The organism is Shinella sp. WSC3-e (genome assembly GCF_945994535.1).
GTDB classification, from domain to species: Bacteria; Pseudomonadota; Alphaproteobacteria; order Rhizobiales; family Rhizobiaceae; genus Shinella; species Shinella yambaruensis.
In genome coordinates, this window is the sequence record NZ_OZ000530.1 from 2,991,357 (window position 1) to 3,006,377 (window position 15,021).

20 protein-coding genes are annotated in these 15,021 nt (G+C 60.7%); 4 read left to right on the top strand and 16 right to left on the bottom strand.

All coding sequences use genetic code 11. The features are described 5' to 3' along the window. The 8 genes from AABF56_RS14885 to AABF56_RS14920 all read right to left on the bottom strand — a co-directional run bounded on the left by AABF56_RS14885 (window position 1) and on the right by AABF56_RS14920 (window position 9,291). Window positions 1-1,902: a hypothetical protein gene (locus tag AABF56_RS14885; RefSeq protein WP_272806514.1), complete on the bottom strand. Its 1,902-nt coding sequence runs from the start codon at window positions 1,900-1,902 to the stop codon at window positions 1-3. Between the two features lie 8 nt (window positions 1,903-1,910). Next, on the bottom strand, window positions 1,911-2,585 hold the full coding sequence (locus tag AABF56_RS14890) for a phage adaptor protein (RefSeq protein ID WP_272806515.1): 675 nt from the start codon (window positions 2,583-2,585) through the stop codon (window positions 1,911-1,913). A 163-nt stretch (window positions 2,586-2,748) separates the two neighbouring features. Continuing rightward, the gene (locus AABF56_RS14895; protein WP_272806516.1) at window positions 2,749-3,153 is read right to left on the bottom strand and encodes a hypothetical protein; all 405 of its coding nucleotides are present in this window, start codon (window positions 3,151-3,153) and stop codon (window positions 2,749-2,751) included. A gap of 12 nt (window positions 3,154-3,165) precedes the next feature. Further along, complete coding sequence (locus AABF56_RS14900; protein WP_272806517.1) at window positions 3,166-4,269, bottom strand: N4-gp56 family major capsid protein; 1,104 nt, start codon at window positions 4,267-4,269, stop codon at window positions 3,166-3,168. A gap of 178 nt (window positions 4,270-4,447) precedes the next feature. After that, window positions 4,448-5,380, bottom strand: coding sequence for a hypothetical protein (locus AABF56_RS14905; RefSeq protein WP_272806518.1), 933 nt, complete (start codon window positions 5,378-5,380; stop codon window positions 4,448-4,450). After that, complete coding sequence (locus AABF56_RS14910) at window positions 5,377-7,272, bottom strand: portal protein (RefSeq protein WP_272806519.1); 1,896 nt, start codon at window positions 7,270-7,272, stop codon at window positions 5,377-5,379. The genes AABF56_RS14905 and AABF56_RS14910 overlap by 4 nt, the downstream gene beginning before the upstream one ends. After that, window positions 7,269-8,804, bottom strand: coding sequence for a terminase (locus tag AABF56_RS14915; RefSeq protein WP_272806520.1), 1,536 nt, complete (start codon window positions 8,802-8,804; stop codon window positions 7,269-7,271). Before AABF56_RS14915 ends, AABF56_RS14910 begins: the two co-directional genes overlap by 4 nt. Continuing rightward, the gene (locus AABF56_RS14920) at window positions 8,779-9,291 is read right to left on the bottom strand and encodes a DNA-packaging protein (protein WP_272806521.1); all 513 of its coding nucleotides are present in this window, start codon (window positions 9,289-9,291) and stop codon (window positions 8,779-8,781) included. The genes AABF56_RS14915 and AABF56_RS14920 overlap by 26 nt, the downstream gene beginning before the upstream one ends. A 200-nt stretch (window positions 9,292-9,491) precedes the next feature. Between AABF56_RS14920 and AABF56_RS14925 the strand changes: the two genes are divergently transcribed. The 4 genes from AABF56_RS14925 (at window position 9,492) to AABF56_RS14940 (ending at window position 11,213) form a co-directional block, all read left to right on the top strand. Continuing rightward, complete coding sequence (locus tag AABF56_RS14925) at window positions 9,492-9,737, top strand: BrnT family toxin (RefSeq protein ID WP_272806522.1); 246 nt, start codon at window positions 9,492-9,494, stop codon at window positions 9,735-9,737. After that, window positions 9,737-10,048, top strand: coding sequence for a BrnA antitoxin family protein (locus tag AABF56_RS14930; protein WP_272806523.1), 312 nt, complete (start codon window positions 9,737-9,739; stop codon window positions 10,046-10,048). Before AABF56_RS14925 ends, AABF56_RS14930 begins: the two co-directional genes overlap by 1 nt. Window positions 10,049-10,181: 133 nt before the next feature. After that, window positions 10,182-10,355 carry a hypothetical protein gene (locus tag AABF56_RS14935; RefSeq protein WP_272806524.1) on the top strand — a complete coding sequence of 58 codons (174 nt, stop codon included), beginning with the start codon at window positions 10,182-10,184 and terminating at the stop codon, window positions 10,353-10,355. Between the two features lie 441 nt (window positions 10,356-10,796). Beyond that, window positions 10,797-11,213, top strand: coding sequence for a hypothetical protein (locus tag AABF56_RS14940; RefSeq protein ID WP_272806525.1), 417 nt, complete (start codon window positions 10,797-10,799; stop codon window positions 11,211-11,213). A 37-nt stretch (window positions 11,214-11,250) separates the two neighbouring features. Here AABF56_RS14940 and AABF56_RS14945 read toward each other — a convergent pair whose 3' ends face one another. From AABF56_RS14945 to AABF56_RS37775, 8 genes are all read right to left on the bottom strand, one after another. Further along, the gene (locus AABF56_RS14945) at window positions 11,251-11,865 is read right to left on the bottom strand and encodes a DUF6362 family protein (RefSeq protein WP_272806526.1); all 615 of its coding nucleotides are present in this window, start codon (window positions 11,863-11,865) and stop codon (window positions 11,251-11,253) included. Further along, on the bottom strand, window positions 11,862-12,302 hold the full coding sequence (locus AABF56_RS14950) for a hypothetical protein (protein ID WP_272806527.1): 441 nt from the start codon (window positions 12,300-12,302) through the stop codon (window positions 11,862-11,864). The genes AABF56_RS14945 and AABF56_RS14950 overlap by 4 nt, the downstream gene beginning before the upstream one ends. Next, window positions 12,299-12,727: a hypothetical protein gene (locus AABF56_RS14955; protein WP_272806528.1), complete on the bottom strand. Its 429-nt coding sequence runs from the start codon at window positions 12,725-12,727 to the stop codon at window positions 12,299-12,301. Before AABF56_RS14955 ends, AABF56_RS14950 begins: the two co-directional genes overlap by 4 nt. A 55-nt stretch (window positions 12,728-12,782) precedes the next feature. Beyond that, the gene (locus AABF56_RS14960; protein ID WP_272806529.1) at window positions 12,783-12,989 is read right to left on the bottom strand and encodes a hypothetical protein; all 207 of its coding nucleotides are present in this window, start codon (window positions 12,987-12,989) and stop codon (window positions 12,783-12,785) included. After that, on the bottom strand, window positions 12,986-13,474 hold the full coding sequence (locus tag AABF56_RS14965) for a hypothetical protein (RefSeq protein WP_272806530.1): 489 nt from the start codon (window positions 13,472-13,474) through the stop codon (window positions 12,986-12,988). Before AABF56_RS14965 ends, AABF56_RS14960 begins: the two co-directional genes overlap by 4 nt. Window positions 13,475-13,566: 92 nt before the next feature. Next, the gene (locus AABF56_RS14970) at window positions 13,567-14,586 is read right to left on the bottom strand and encodes a bifunctional DNA primase/polymerase (RefSeq protein ID WP_272806531.1); all 1,020 of its coding nucleotides are present in this window, start codon (window positions 14,584-14,586) and stop codon (window positions 13,567-13,569) included. Next, window positions 14,586-14,774: a hypothetical protein gene (locus AABF56_RS14975; protein ID WP_272806532.1), complete on the bottom strand. Its 189-nt coding sequence runs from the start codon at window positions 14,772-14,774 to the stop codon at window positions 14,586-14,588. The genes AABF56_RS14970 and AABF56_RS14975 overlap by 1 nt, the downstream gene beginning before the upstream one ends. Continuing rightward, window positions 14,771-14,989 carry a helix-turn-helix domain-containing protein gene (locus AABF56_RS37775; protein WP_353851169.1) on the bottom strand — a complete coding sequence of 73 codons (219 nt, stop codon included), beginning with the start codon at window positions 14,987-14,989 and terminating at the stop codon, window positions 14,771-14,773. The genes AABF56_RS14975 and AABF56_RS37775 overlap by 4 nt, the downstream gene beginning before the upstream one ends. Between the last annotated feature and the right edge of the window lie 32 nt (window positions 14,990-15,021).

Here is a 15,021-nt window from a genome sequence, read left to right on the forward strand (position 1 = left end):
CTAGCCAGCCAGATAGATTTCGTAGCCGGAGAGACTGATTTGTCCGCCTGATGCGCCGAGCAGGCCGTACCAACGCAACATGCGGTCGGCCGCGAACGAAACCGCCGTGGCGGTGTCAATCAGAACCGTACCAATAGGGGTGATGATGCGACGATTATGCTGCTGGGCGGTGACTGACGTGGCAACGATCAGGCAGTCTATATCGAACGCGCCTTCGCCGTTCCCAAGATTGAGGTTCATCAGCTGCGCGGGGTTGGCCTGCGTGTCGTAGTCCATGGCGAGCAGGCGCAAGGTCTTGGTAATTCCCGCGCCCGACAGTGTACCCCAGGCCCGCACTCGCAAGGATTTCCCGCTGTCCGCGAAGAAGCCCCCCACCAATCGAGGGCGCCCACCAGCCGGCGGAGCCACCACGTTTGTCAATGTCGTTTGTGACGTCGCATCCGTGGTCCAGGGACCGAGCCCATGGCCGATCCGGTGGTATGACTGCGAATTCTGCGAGTACAGACGCGTCTCGCCGCCCCAGCCTTGAGAACGGAATGTAACCGTGCACGCATCGGCCGTTCCGACGTTGAAGTTGACAGGGACACCACCATCAGCCCATTCGCCGCCGCCCCACGTCTGGATGCCGACCGCGCAGCGCTTGAAGTCGCCGCCGGTTATGGCGGCGCGGGCGTTCATGTCGATCAGGACGCCGTACCCGCAGCCCTCCGGATTGAAGTAATCGACATGGGCGACAGATGCGCGAGAGATGAAGGCGCCTGCCGCAGTACAATCAATTGCACGACAAGCGGCTTCCGGCAGAAGTCCGACGCTGATCGTCGACGAATAGGTTCCTCTGAAACCGTCGCCACATTCGATTGCCCAGCAGCGCTCCATGTAGCCTTCCGACTGGTTGATGACGGCAAAGCCGATGGACTTTCCGGTCACACGGCAATCGGCAAACCAGAAATCGACCTTCGATTTTCCAATGAAGCCATAAGAGGCGAACTGCGTGTTATCGACGCCCTTTGCCCACAGGCCGCGGAACTCGTATTGGCCCTCCGGCTCGATATGTACAACGTTAAGGATTGAGGTGTTGTTGTGCTCCCAAATCGTGAGGGGCGTGCCGTCCTCATCAAGCACACCATGCAGCTCGATCCGATAGCGAGACTTGAGCGCGCTTCCAATGCGGAGTGTCTGGTTGAGCCAGGTTCCGGCAGCGAACTGCAGGCGCCAGCGACCGTCGATCATCTTTCCTTCGCAGCCGTACTTGTTCAGCAGGATTGCTGCGTTCGAAAGGGTGAGGCGCGGCGAAGCGTCCGACAGACCGTCGTTCGCGTTGTCGCCTGTCGTGGTGTAGTAAACGATATTGCGCTGCGAACCGGTCGGGGTGCTGTACCAAACGTCACTCCCGCGCAGGACACGGCCGGGGCCGGTGTGCTTTACGTCGTGGAAGTTCGGGATACTCTCCGTCGTCAGAAAAGCAGCGTCGGGCCAATAGATCGTAGCTCCGAGGAGATAGGCAAATCCGACGATGGCCTTGACCGCGTTGGTGTCGTCGGTGACGCCATCGCCAGCAGCGCCGGCCATGAAGGGCGTCACCGTCAGCTCGTCTAGAGACCACCAGCCGCCGTTTTCAAACTTCACGTCATGAGCCGGTTCCGTATCGACGCGCGCAAAGTTTGCACGACGGTCCTCAATGAAGACGCGAAGGACGTCAGAAAGGCCACCAGCGCCACCGGCATAGTCGTATGTCGGAAGCCGAACGACGCCCGTCGTTGGCTGGAGAGCCGATCCCGCCTTGTCAGCGATGGGCTTCATCGACTTCGGCGTAACCGGCACGTCATCCCGGACACCTGCCGCCGTATCCTCGGCGTCAGCCGTCTGGATCGTGAAATTGTGCGTATGATAGGGAATAGCCATGCTTGGCCTCAGAATTCCGTGGGCGTCACAAAGCCGGAACCGACCTTGGATGCCGTCATTGCCGCCAATTTGTTGAATTCGCTCGCCTCGACCGCGCTATGGCGCTGGAAGAGGGTGTCGTCGCGCAGCTTCTTCAGCGCGAGGTTCGCGACCGTTCTCGCCCTGATGAGGTCGTAGGCCTCGGTCAGCCAAGGATTGTTGGTCTCATTGTCCGAGGACGGCGCGCTGATGATGATGTGCCCCGTCATCCGCACCGTGTAGGCCTGATCAGGAAGCGGGTAGAGGCCGATCGCCTGGTTATAGTAGGTCCTGGAGCGCGGCTTTGCGCCATTGCCGCCGGACGCCAGCACTTCCCATTCCCTCGGCTCCATGAACGTGAGCGGCATTTGCTCGCCGTTCAGGTAGATGTCGTCGAACTCGATGAACTGCTGGATGATCTCGGCATCGAGGGAGTTGTAGAGCCCCTGATAGGCGACGGTCTGGAAGACCTCGTCCCTCACCTCGTTGAAATAGAAGCGCTTGTACTGGTAGAACTTGATGGCCCGCTGGATTTCCGTCGCGATCTGGCTCGTCAGGTCGGTGCGGTCCAGATCGTCGGCAATCTCGGCCTTCAGAGCGCCGAGCGTCAGGCTGACGTCGATGCCGGGACCGATCGGGCCGCCCGTGACAACGGTGATCGTCATCGCTTCACCTTTGCGCACGCCTTCTCATGCCGAAAAAGGCCCTTGCCGACCTTCTTCCCGCAGTGCTGGCAGTGCCCCTTGAGGACGGTTTTTTCAGGCTTGGGAGGATCTGCAGGAGGCAGGAAATAACCCGCCTCCCACAAGGTCATGAACGCGAGGTCCATTACCGGTCATTGTCCGGGATGAACGCGATCACGAACTCGAAATCGCCGGCCGTGCTGCCGCTGCCGGTGATGTCGAGCGTTACGTAGATCTCCGTATCGGCCGCCACGCGGTAGCCGCCCACCGCTTCGTCCAGCGGAACGAAATTCGTCGCGGCGAGCGACAGGTCCGTACCGAAGAGGTCAGCGGTGGCGAGCGTTCCAACGTCGGCCTGCTTGTTCGTGCCGGCATTTGCCGCTGTCACGACATGCACGCCCGAGGACGGCTTCAGGATGAGAGCGCCGGCAGGAATGGTCCCCACGAGGTGGGGGCCGGCACCGGAGTTGTAGGCAAGTCCCTTCCGCAGATAGTGGATGAGCTGCTTGCTGTCGTCACGGGCGGTAGAGCCGCGGGTATTGGTCGGCATCTTCGTCCCTCCTTACGTGTGAGCAGCGGCGTAGGAAGACACGACGACAGTCCCGAAGTCCTGGTTGTCGAAGCGGGTCTTCTTCAGGCCGAACATGCTCATGATGGACACTTCGAGCTGCCGCTTGTGGTCGATCAGCTCTTCATTCCAGGCATAGGTCGTCGGGCCGTTGCCCTTGCCGAAGCCGACGACAGCCGCCTGAGCGCCGAGCAGGACCGCACGGCGCGTGTTGGCCACCGCAACGCCCGTGGACGAATTGACGCCCTGGGTGACGTGGTTCGCCTTGCGCAGGATGACGTTGTTGTATTCGCCGAGAGCATCCGTATAGATCGGGTTCTTCGACGAACTGCCGCCCGCCAGCGCAGCCTTCTGGATGTCGAGCCACTGGCCCGTATCCGTCTTGGTGCGCAGGTCCGTTACCTGGTACGGATGCAGGTACATGACGTACTTGCCGCCGCTGATGTCACGGCCGCCGTCCACGCCTTCGACGTTGATGGGCCGGATCGGGCTTGCGGCCGTCTCCGCCATTTCTCGGGCGAAATCGACGTACTTGAGCGAGAACACGTCATCGGAGGCGAGGTTTTCGTCACCGTCCGAGTTGTTGTTGCCCGTGTCGACGAACAACTGCCGCGACGGAGCGACGATGGCATTGTTGCCGCGATACTTCGGCCGCGTCTCCGGGGTATAGCCGCAGACATGGTTGAAGAATGTGACGGACATACGCTTCGCCTTCCATGTGCGAAGGCCGGAGCGGGCCGCCTCGCGGAGGTTGACGGGAACGCGCTGCGCGTCGATCGACCGACCCTTGTTCGGGATCTTGACGACGTGGCCGAGCTCGTTGATGACCAGCGCATCGCTGTAGAGCGACAGGCTTTCGCCGTTGCCTTCAGCAATTTCGCCCTCGGTGAAGCCGTCGCCCATCAGTTCCTTCATCAGAGGGAACGTGACCTGGTCGCCGGACTCCTTGGAGGTCTCGGTCTTGAGCTGGATGATGGAGTTGGAGGATTCGCCGATCAGCGCGGAGATGTCGGTACGATAGACGATATCGTATTCGAGACGACGCGCCCACAGCTTCACCGCCAAGGCGTCGTTGACGCCAAACGTGGTGTTTGCCATTTCTATATCCTTGAAAGGACTGGAAAATTTGGGGTGATCGCCAAACTGTGACGCCGCTGGCAGGCGAAGCAGGCCACTTTAAAGCCGTGGTGCGCGGGCTGCGCGCGGATAACGGGCCGCGCCCCGAAGCAGCAAGTTTAAGGCCGTTGTGCGTGGGCCGTCAGGGCGGGAAGGGCAATTACCCGCCCATGATCTGCTCAACCTGCTTGCGGCCCTGCACGGTGTGCATGAGGGCCTGGAATTCCTTGTCCGACATGGTGGCGAGCGCCTTGGCGTCGAGAGGCTTCGGAGCCTCGCCGCCGGATGTGCCGGAAAGGCTCATGTGGCGCTCCTGGCGCGCGGCGAGGTCCTGGACGGACTGCTGACCGGCGGCCGGCGTTTTCGCGCCCTGCCAGTCCCAGTAGCGGGCGTGCCGGCGGATGTAGTCCGCGAACTGGTCAGGATCTTCCGGCGCCTGCGAGCAAAGCGCCGTGAAATGGTTATGCACCGCCTCTTCATAGTGCTCGGGCGGGATCATGCCGGCCTCAAGCCGGCGGCGCAGCTCGGCCACGGAGGCGTTGACGACGTGCTGAACCGCGTCGTTCACGTCGGGGTGCTTTTCGGCCGCCTTGTTCGCGATCAGCTGCGCGCGGTTGACGATCGCCTGCCGCTCTTGCTGGACCTGGAACTGTTGCGCGCGCTGCGCCTCGGCGTCCCGGAACGCCTTCAGTTCGGCTTGAAGCGTCTCGATCTGCTTGTTGGTGCCCTGGAACCGGTGTTCCATGTTCCCGAACGGGTCTTCCTCGAATGTCGGGACTTTCGGCTCCGGATCGACCGCGCGGCTCTGCATCGCGGCAGAGAGCAGCTTGACCCGCTCGTCAAGACGGGCGCGCTCTTCGGCATGCCGGGCAAGTTCTGCCCTCAGCTGGCGTTCGCTCGCTCTGGCCTCCTGCAAAGCACGGATATCAACCTTCTCAGGTCCTGGTGTCTCCGGGGCAGTCTCGGCCGGCGGCGGAGTTTCCGCGGTGATCTCCGGCTCTTCCACCACCGGTTCGGTTCCGGCGGCGCTGATGGCCTCCAGTTCTTCACTGGAAAACCCTTCATTCACGAAATCCTCTTCGGACTGCTTCATTGAATTGCCCTTTCTGGCTGCCCTTGTGGAGCGGCGAACATCTGGAGCATGTCCGTCGCCATTCTTGCCCTTTCGAACTCGACCTGAGACGCCTGGTTGAGCGCCGTTGCCCTGTTTTTCTCGGTCTCGGATTCGATCTTGCCGACTTCGGCGCCCTCACGCTGCTGCGCAACCTGCATTTGCTGCTGCTGCGCCTGCGCCTGCTGTTCCTGCCTCTGCTGCGCCTGCTGCTTCAGCTTCTCGACTACGTTCGACGGCAGCGGCGAGTATTCGAGCAGCGTCACCATCATCTGCGGCGGGATCATCTGGCCGAATGCCGGCAGGAGCTGCATCATGGTCGCCCAGGCAGCTTCCTTCATGTTCGGGCTGGTCGGCGCATCATCAATGATGATGTCGTATTCCGACGTGGCCTGCCGGATCAGCGGCACATATTGCGCGTTGTCGTCACCGACGATCTTGACCAGGCGGCCGTCCGAAAGATCGTTCTGAATGTAATAGAGCATCACCGCGCCCTGCAGCTCGCGATAGTGCTTCAGCGCGTCGAAGAACGGTTGCAGGATCGTCATGCCCGCCTGCCGGCGCTGCATTTCCAGCGAGGCGGCCTGTCCGGCCTCGCGAAGACCAAGCATTTCGACCGAAACACCCGAGGTGTCCCGGATCGATGAAATCGCGAACTCGGTGAGTTGCTGGAAGCCGGCCGGGAACTGCGCGGGCGGCTTTTCCTTTATGCGCTGCTGCTGGATCGAACCATCCTCCATCCATGTGATGGCGGACGGATCGGCCCAACTTTCCTCTGCCTGTCGCTGGTTCCTGAACGCGCCCTTCTCGGCCAGCAGCCCGCCCTTGGCGTTGCTGTTCATGATGTGCATCATCTGGCTAAGCCACTTGTTGGCCCAGCGCTGCGGGTCTTTCATGCCGCGCACGAGGCCGTACCAGGTGCCCTTGTTGCGGTCTCGCTTGCCGGTGATGGCCACGAAGGAGAACTGCGTGGGGCACGGCGCCGGACCATAGGACAGCACCACCTCCCCGAGGAAGGCCTGTTTGCGGACCTTGCGCATCAGACGCGCGCCCTGCATCTCGGTCCCCATCAACTGCTTCATCCGCTTGTTGGTGGTCTGGTATTCCTCGACGCTGAATTCGCCCTGCTGCCCGCTCATCGGGTCTTCGGCGATGTAATAGGCCTCGCGCTCGATCCATTGCGCGTGAACGAGGGTCACCAGTTCGTCGCCCGAATCCTCGCCGCCGTCGTCCGTCTCCGGCGCGCTCTCGACTTCCTGCCGATCGCGCACCATGGTCCACTGTGCATCAAGCTGCGCCTTGGCGAAGCCCGGGAACATGGCCTTGGCCTCGGAAACCGGAATGCGGCGAGCCCGCCACACGCGGCGCGCGTCAGAGAGGTTTCGACGCTTGGCGTCGTAGTCCCAGAACATCTCCATCGGATCGACGCGGTTGATCTCCGGCGTCCCGGCCGGGTTTTCCTCCATGTCGATGCGGGTTTCCGTCCAGCCTATGCCGCAGATCAGCATGTCGAGGAAGGCATCGCTTTCATGCGTTTCGGCATGCGCCTGGTCACGGAACCATTCCGCTGCGCCGGTCATAAGCTCGTTCGGTTTCACGTCGCCCATTTCCCGCGGGATATAGCTGACCTGACGGCGGTTGCCGATCTCCTGGCCATAGACGCTGTCCACAATCGGCTGGATGCGGTTGAAGACGACGATGGGGCGCTTCTTCGCCTTGAGCGCCGCAATTTCGTCATCCGAATACTGCCGGCCGGCGACGAACTCGTAATCCTCTTTCGCCTCCTCGCGCCACTTCTCGGTATGGTTCCGGTCGTTGATGAACCAATCCTTGAAGCGCTGCGGAACCGGCTTGCCTTTCGCAAGGCCTGTCATGCTGTCATCCATGAGCCTTCGCTTTCACCTCTGGAGGCGAACCGTTCACGGTGACGGTCACGCTGCGTTGCCTGCACTGTAATTTCGTCCTCACGGAACCCGGAGGCCGTGAAGGTCAGAAACGCCTTTGCGCCGTGCGAATTGATGTCGTGGCGCGACTTGTCCTTCCACATGCCTCTCAGGTCGTCCCATTCCTTCCGGAACGCCTTGAGGCGCTTCAGGCCCACCGAGCAGCCAGCTTCATCGAACTGGCACTTGTGGAAGAACGGCCGTGCCTGGTTGATCTGCTGGATTTCCGAGGTAGCGCGATCGACGATGTTCGGCCGGAAGTTCAGCTTGGACATCACGTCGAGTGTGCCGTCAGGTATCCAGAGATATTGCCGGTCACCGTCATGCGGCAGGTAGTGTTCTCCGAACTGGATATTGCGGTCACGCTTCCAGTCGTTCAGCCAGTTGACGTAATGGCCGATCCACTCGCCGCTGTTCTCGTAGTAGCCGACGAAACGGTGATGCCCACCGATGTACTGGTGCAGCCAGATCGTATTGAGGTCGTTGCGGCCGAGATCCCAGAAGGTGTTGACCGGATAACGAGGATCGACCGGGAAGCCGCCGACGCGCTGCTGCTTGTAGGCGATGTCCATCTCGACGGAGAAGTAAGCGCCCTCCAGCGCCTGTTCGAAGGCCTCTTCCGGAAAGGACGGGAATTCCCGCTTCATGTCGCCGGCCTGCGTAACGTCCTTCTTGATGTACCAGGCCTTCTGCCAATCATCGAGAACGATGCCCCTGGCCGCGAGGCTGTCGAAATACCGCTCATCCTCTTCCGTGATCGTCACGCCGGACGGATTGAGCCGGTATGTCTTGTCCCGATACCACGGATGGAAATGGAAGCTGTAATCCATCTCCGTCAGTGCGGCTCCGGAGTTTTTCATCTCGATCGCCCGAGACGTCATGTCGAAAAAGGCGCCCTCCTGCCCTTCCGCTGTGCTCTCGATCACGACGAACTGGCCCGGCGCCACGGCATTGAGCGCACCTGTGACGATCTCGTGCGCCTTCTCCGGAAACTGCGCGCAGATCTTCCCGAATTCGGAGACGTGCAGATACTGCAGCGTGCCAGAGCGCATCGACGTCGAAACGCGGATGGACGAGTTATTGCTGAACGTCAGCGTGTCCGCGCTGTCCTGCGTCGACCTGATGCGCGCCCGGAGCTGATCCGGCAGACTGTCATACGGGAACTTGATCTTGTCCCGGAAGATGACCTTGGCGTCGTCGAGCCGGTGCGCGATAACGCCCGCCCTGGTGTTCGGATGGAACAGGCAGGCGTCGAGATAGATCAGGCAGCACAGCGTCGTGAACCCGAGCTGCCGGGCCTTCAGGATGATGTTGAGCGCCGTCGTCTCGTTCAGGAACGCAAGCTGGCTCTCGTTCGGCTCGAACTTGATCTTCGTTCCCGTCTTGTCCGTGATGTAGTAGAGGTTCGATAACCTCCAGCGCGGATCGAGGAACTGATCAGCGGTCAGTGATGCGCTTGCCATTCTGGGCGATCGTGTTCAGCAGCTCGGTCAGGCTATCGCCGGCCTCAAGCTTCGTCTTCTGATCAACATCCTGCTTGTCGACCAAGCCAAGGTCGCGGGCGATGATGTTGGCATTGAGGAGGTCAGCGGCGGCGCCGGAAAACTTCTGATCTCGGATGATTTCCTCGGCTCGCGTGACGATGTGCATAAAATCGGGCCGCTCGCGATAACCGTCCCATGTACCGCGGGCGATATCGAGAAAGACGCACAGCCCGGAAATCGTCATTGCGCGCATCTTCGCGATGGTGGCGCGCACAATGCCATCCTTGCCGTTGAAGACCTTCTCCTCGTAGAGCGGATTTGCTTCTACCCACTCGAAATATTCCACCACAGCCGCCCACAGATCCTCAGGCTTTGCGAAGATCGGATTGCGGCCATGCGAGGAACGCGCCTCCCAGAACCTGTTGCCAGGCAGGAAGCGGCCGGTCTCGTCGTCTCTGTCTGTCATTGACTACCACCAATTCGCACCAAGTATAGTTCAGGACAATCCTGCCGATCCGCACTAGCGGGTGTTGCTGCCGGTCACCCTGCATCGGCGGACGGTGGGCGGGAGGGCGTGACGGCATCGCCTACCTGTACGTACAAAAATGATTTCCGTACGTACAAATATTCCTTGCACATTCGCGGGATTTATCGTACGTACATTATATGAAGATCGTATGGGACGAACCGAAGCGCATCGCCAACATCGAGAAACACAGTCTCGATTTCGCTGCACTGTCTTTCGAGTTCTTCCTTGCCTCGGTCGTCGTCCCTGCGAAGCATGGGCGGTCCAAGGCTATCGGTCGTCTCGCAGACGGCACCGTCGTCGTGATCTTCGTAACCCTCGGCACCGAGGCGCTTTCGGTTATCTCGATGCGCCCGGCCCGGGAAGACGAAAGGAACCTGATCTGATGGTTATCAAGTACAGACCCCGCGAGCAGTTTCATCCAGGCCGCGGCTATACGAAAGACGATTGGGACGCAGTATCCGATAATCCTCCTCTTACCGAGGAGGAGATGAAATCCGCCCGACCCTTCAAGGAGGTCTTCCCCGATATTGCGGAGAAGATGGAGAAGGCCGTACGCGGCCGGCCGAAGGCCGAGGTCACCAAAAAACCAATCACCATCCGCCTCGATCCCGATCTCGTCGAGCACTACAAGGCGACGGGCAAAGGCTGGCAGAGCCGAATGAACGACGATCTCCGCAAGGTGGCCGGGCTGTAATGAATGGCCGTAGGGCGTTCCAGTCCCTACGACCTACCAGCGTACGACGGAGATGCGCGCGCTGGAATTAGGCCTATCGACTCCTGCGATCTTGCGTTGCATAATCTGGTGGCTAAAATTGGGAGGTACCAACATGGGAAACTCAACAGGTACATCAACAGACACCAACACAGGCACAGGTATCGGGCTCCAACCGAACAACGATCCGTTTAAGGACGTGAAGGAACCCACAAAGCCAGGTAAGACGGTCGATGACGACCCCGGGCTGAAACCATCAGCGAAACCGGAAAAGCCAAACGGCAAGTGATGCCGAGCAAAACCTTCATGCCTCGATTTGCCGCAAAGAGGGCGAATGATGAGAACCATCCCGCTCTTCTCTCTCTCCTGAAACGAAAGCCCGCCACCGGGTGACAGACCGGGACGGGCTCTCTTGGCGCTATGCCTTGGGACTTTGCCTTGGAAGCTGCTCCCAAGGTTACGGCTATGCCGTATGGGGTCGGAAAGGAACGGCTGCGTACATCCCGCGGCCTTCACGACCGCCTAACATTGGCATGGCCGCCTTCCCGATGGGCTTTGGAATGGGCGAGGCTCGATACCGGCCGGTCTCATGGATGGTTGTCCAATCAGTAGATCGGTGCCACCGCCACTGTCCAAACTTGCAATTTTCCTATCCTCAAGCAAAAAGTAGGCTCGCGACCTCGAAATCGACCCAACTGTGACCATCTTCGGCCATAGAAGGAGAAATGATTTGTCACGTCTTGCACTTTCAGCGATCCTGATCAGCGTAGCTGTAGCACTTCCATCGCCATCCCTGGCAGTCGAAGGGCTTGAGAGTCCTACCGAACCCAATCTCGACAACAGAACGGTGACTACTCAACCGCATAGCAAGGGCGAGAATAAAAAGCGCCTCGAACCGAAAGTTGACACGAAAAAAAAGCGAAAAATTCGCCAGTCAAATCGGTCCATGTCTGCCAAGGCAGAGCGCCAAGCGCGGGCTGAGGGACAGCGCATTATGGATAGCCATCGTCCGCGGCTAGAGCGAGAATATCGACGCCGTGTGGCTCGCGACGGCAAAGCATCCGCTGAGCGCTGGCTGAAGAAAGAAGCATTCGCCCTCGGCGCCCGCGTTGGGCGGCAGATGAAAGAGAAGTACGCCGGCCAGTAGGCTATGGATTCAGGCGTAGCGGCTTCCCCTTGGATTCCTAGCGTGCCCCGAGGCTCCGGTTCTTTTCCGAATGCCGCGCCCGGATCTTCCGGGGGTCGATTACTCGGCTTTTCGGCAGAGCAGGGTCGATGTGCGGCCTTCCGTCCGACGCTCGCCAGTGTGTGGCGCATTTCTCGGACGGTACCGTTGTTGACGTGAGTTCAAACGCATTTTCGGACACGGCGCAATCCAGGGCCGAAAGCCGAATTTGCCTCTCTTGGTTTAGGCGATCGGCAATCCGCTGGCAGATAGCGATTACAGCCCGGAGCAATTTTCTCTCGTTCATGCCATTTTCTTCGGCGAAGTCGGCCAGAGAGCGCCCGGTTCGCACCTTTTCGAACGACCAGCCGTAAAGAAGTTCACGGTCAGACTGGTCGGGCAGAGAATTTATCCACCCGAAGCATTGCTCCATTCGCCAGAGGGCAGCCGCTGACGCGGTTTCTCGATAAGTGGCCTTGTGATACCCGAAAGCCTCCGAACGCTGCCTGACGCCCTCTGGCATGGCATTCCCGTAGCTCTTCGGCCCCTTCACTGCCGGCACCATGCGCAGCGTGTCTGCCATTTCGATGATCCGGTCCTTCACCAGCTTGGCCGTCCAGTCCGTGAAATTCATGCCTCTTCTCCTGTCTCGATTGCTTCGCCGCTCGCCACGGCCTTGAACTTTACCGACAGCAGGACAAGCAACACGTCGCTCGTCGGCACTCCGCACCGCATGGCCTTCGCCTGACTGCGCAGACGACCAAGGTCGATGGTGTTGAACTCGTCGACCAGGGACGGCCGGCGAATCAGGTCGGGATTGCCGGCGAGGAGCCGGGCAACGGCTTTCATCATGTCCGCATAAAGCCCGCGGGCGTTGGCGCGTGTGCCTGTCATGAGCATGAGAACCAGGCGCAAGTGCCCCTCTCCCCAACGCTGGCCGATCTCCCGGACCGTCGGCTTGCAAAAACAGTCGAACGGCCGGCGGCTGGCGGGGCTATGCTCCCGCGAAGCGACCAGCCGTACGCCGCATTCCCGCGTCACCTTGTAGATGTTGACGGTTTTGCGGTTCAAGCTTCGCCTCGCGCCTTGGCAGCCAGGTATTCAGCGGGATCGATCCGCTTGACCTCGGATGCCGCCCCGAAGGTGCCGAGCTTGTGGTCTCGGTAGGCCCGTTCGCCGGCCGGATCGAACTTGACCGCGGCGACGCCACGAACCCAGCCGACGGCCTTTGCCGCGTTAACCTTCATCTTGTGGTCGGCTCGCTCCTTCTGCCGCTTCTCCTTCCGACGCGTCTTCTTCGAGTTGGTTTCCGGCTTACCCCAGAGGACGGGCTTGTTCTTGCGCCGCTTCGGCAAAGCGGCCTCGCTGTCCAGCCTGTCGAGAGCCTTCCACGCCGCAGCGTTGGTATCGAACGGCCCCTCGACCAACTTCCCGTTCGGGTCGGTGATCTGGTATTGCCCGTCGTCGTTGCGCGTGATGTTCAGGATCGGGGTCATAGTGTTACCCTCCGCCACCAAAGGCGGCCTTTGAGTTTGATGAGGTCGAGGAGGATCACGCGGCCCTCCCTGTCGAAGCGGTGAGCGCTTCCAGCTCGGACACTCGCGAGCGAAGGCGCCGAAGCTCCCCGTCCAAATTGCGTTCCCGCTTCTCCGCCGCCTCGGCCCGCGCCTCCGCGTCGCTCGCCCTCTGCTCGGCTGCCAACCTCGCCTTGGTCTCGCCGGCAATCTGGATCTTCATTTTCCCGACAGTGGTGCTCATGCTGCTGGTCCTTCAGGTGTGGCAACATCGTTCTCGACCAACAAGCGCTGCCACCAACCAGCCTGCTTTGCGGTCAGCGTGAACTTGGATTTGTAGGTCTCGGCCCAGGTCAGGATTTGCAGGACGAAGTCCATTTCCTTACCGTTCAGATCGAGTTCGAGAAGTTGAGGCCCGAACTTCAAAACCTCCTCGTAGGGCACAAACTTGCCGCGTGTCGCCTGCGGCGGAGGCTCGGGCGGTGGAGACGCCTTCTTCGCCTTCCGACTTGCCTTCGGCTTCGGCTTCGGAGCGTCCCGGTAGACGACACGCTCCTGAACGCGAACCTTCGGCTGCATCTCGGCGGTGATGTCGTGAAGCGTGGCACCGGCCGACGCCAACGTCCGAACAATCGCCCGAGCTGTTGCAACGACCTCGCCGTCATGATCGCTCGCCAGGCGAGGGAAAAGCTTCCCAAGTTTGTCGATCGTGGAGAGCGCGATGGTCATGCCGCCCTCCAAATGAGGGGGAAGTCTTAGGGTCGAAAATCTCGACACAACATAACTAAGACACCTCTTCTCCTGCCTTCCTCCCCCCTTCATCACATCAGCCTCACCAACGGCTGGTCGTGACGACCCCTGCCCCCGGGGTGGACGATCTCAAGGAAGAACCGGTCGATAAGGACTTTCCGAGCGGCGAGGTAAGTGTCCTTGCTGATGTTGAGCTTCGCTGCGATGCCGCTGGTCAGCGGGAAAGGCTCGCCGTTGCGATGCCCATTGGCGAGCCGGAGCCGCACCAGAAGCGACAAGGCTGTCGGCTGGTCCCAGAGATGGTCGATATCGCTCTGGAAGATGACGGCGGTTGCCTCGCCGCCCGTGACCATGAGCCGGCCGGCCTCCTTGTACTTCCACGCGGAATGCGAGACGCTCAGCACCTCGTCGGCAGGCAACGGCTGAGCAAACTGCTGGTTTGCCTGGGAAACCATCTGGATAAGCTCCTCTTTGGTTGATGCGACGTGCGCTTGGCGAAGAGCGCGGCTGAACAAGGTGTTGTTGCGGCCAGAGCCTTGGTGCATGCCGGCGAGGTCGGGACCGGATTGCGTCTTGCGTGCGGACAAATCCTCGCCGCGGCCGGTGATCGGGGCGACGTTGATCATCTTCGGCAGGCGGTCGAGATCGTCCATGTTGCCCTGAATGATCTGGTATCTGCCACGAGCGCCCATTGACGGCGGCGCGACGACATAGCCGTTGCCGAGAATATCGACCGGCCGAGTCGGATCGGGACGGATTCGGCGGCTCTCACCGCTGTTGCGATACCAAGCCTGGAAATGCCCAGACCCACTGCGGACGATGAACGGCGTCTGGCCGTGCCGTGCGAGTCCATCCGCAAGTTCACGCTCGTCCGTCGTGTCGACGTCGAGAACGGAAATCCGGTTCCGCTTGCACGCCAGCCCGAGGGCGTCGTGCTCGGGAAACTTCATCACCAGTTGGCCGCTCGTCGGCAGGCCGATCTTTAGGTAGCCTTGGATGGCGGGTTTCTTCCGTTTCTCGTCGACGACGACGGGGAAGGTGACAATGCCGTGCTCGGCATAGCGGGGTTGCCATTCCGCAAAGGCGCCCATCAGGATACCCGCCGCAGCAACTGCATCTTCCGGGCCTTCTCGACGGCCTTGCGGGCCTGCCAGACCTTCAAGTCGAAGCGGTGGATCAGGAGGTCTGCCGGGGATTCCGGCCAACGGGCGATGTCAGCCAGCCACATGGCGGCGCGCGTGACGTCGTCGGCGGCGGGGAGGTTCAGGGGCGGCCTCATGCGGACACCGGGGCGGCACCGAAGAGCCAATCATGGTCCCAAGCAAGGGCACGCCTACGCGCCTCCTCACGGATCCGTCGAAGTTGTTCCAGAGAGGGCGAGGTGTCGCCCTTCTCCCATCGCGAAACGACCGCTTGGCCGGTGTCAGCGATCCGAGCGAACTCGGCCTGGCTGATCTTGAAAACTTGGGTTCGGATAAAACGGATGTTGTTCATAGCGCGCTAACCATATCCGTTCGCGGATAGTT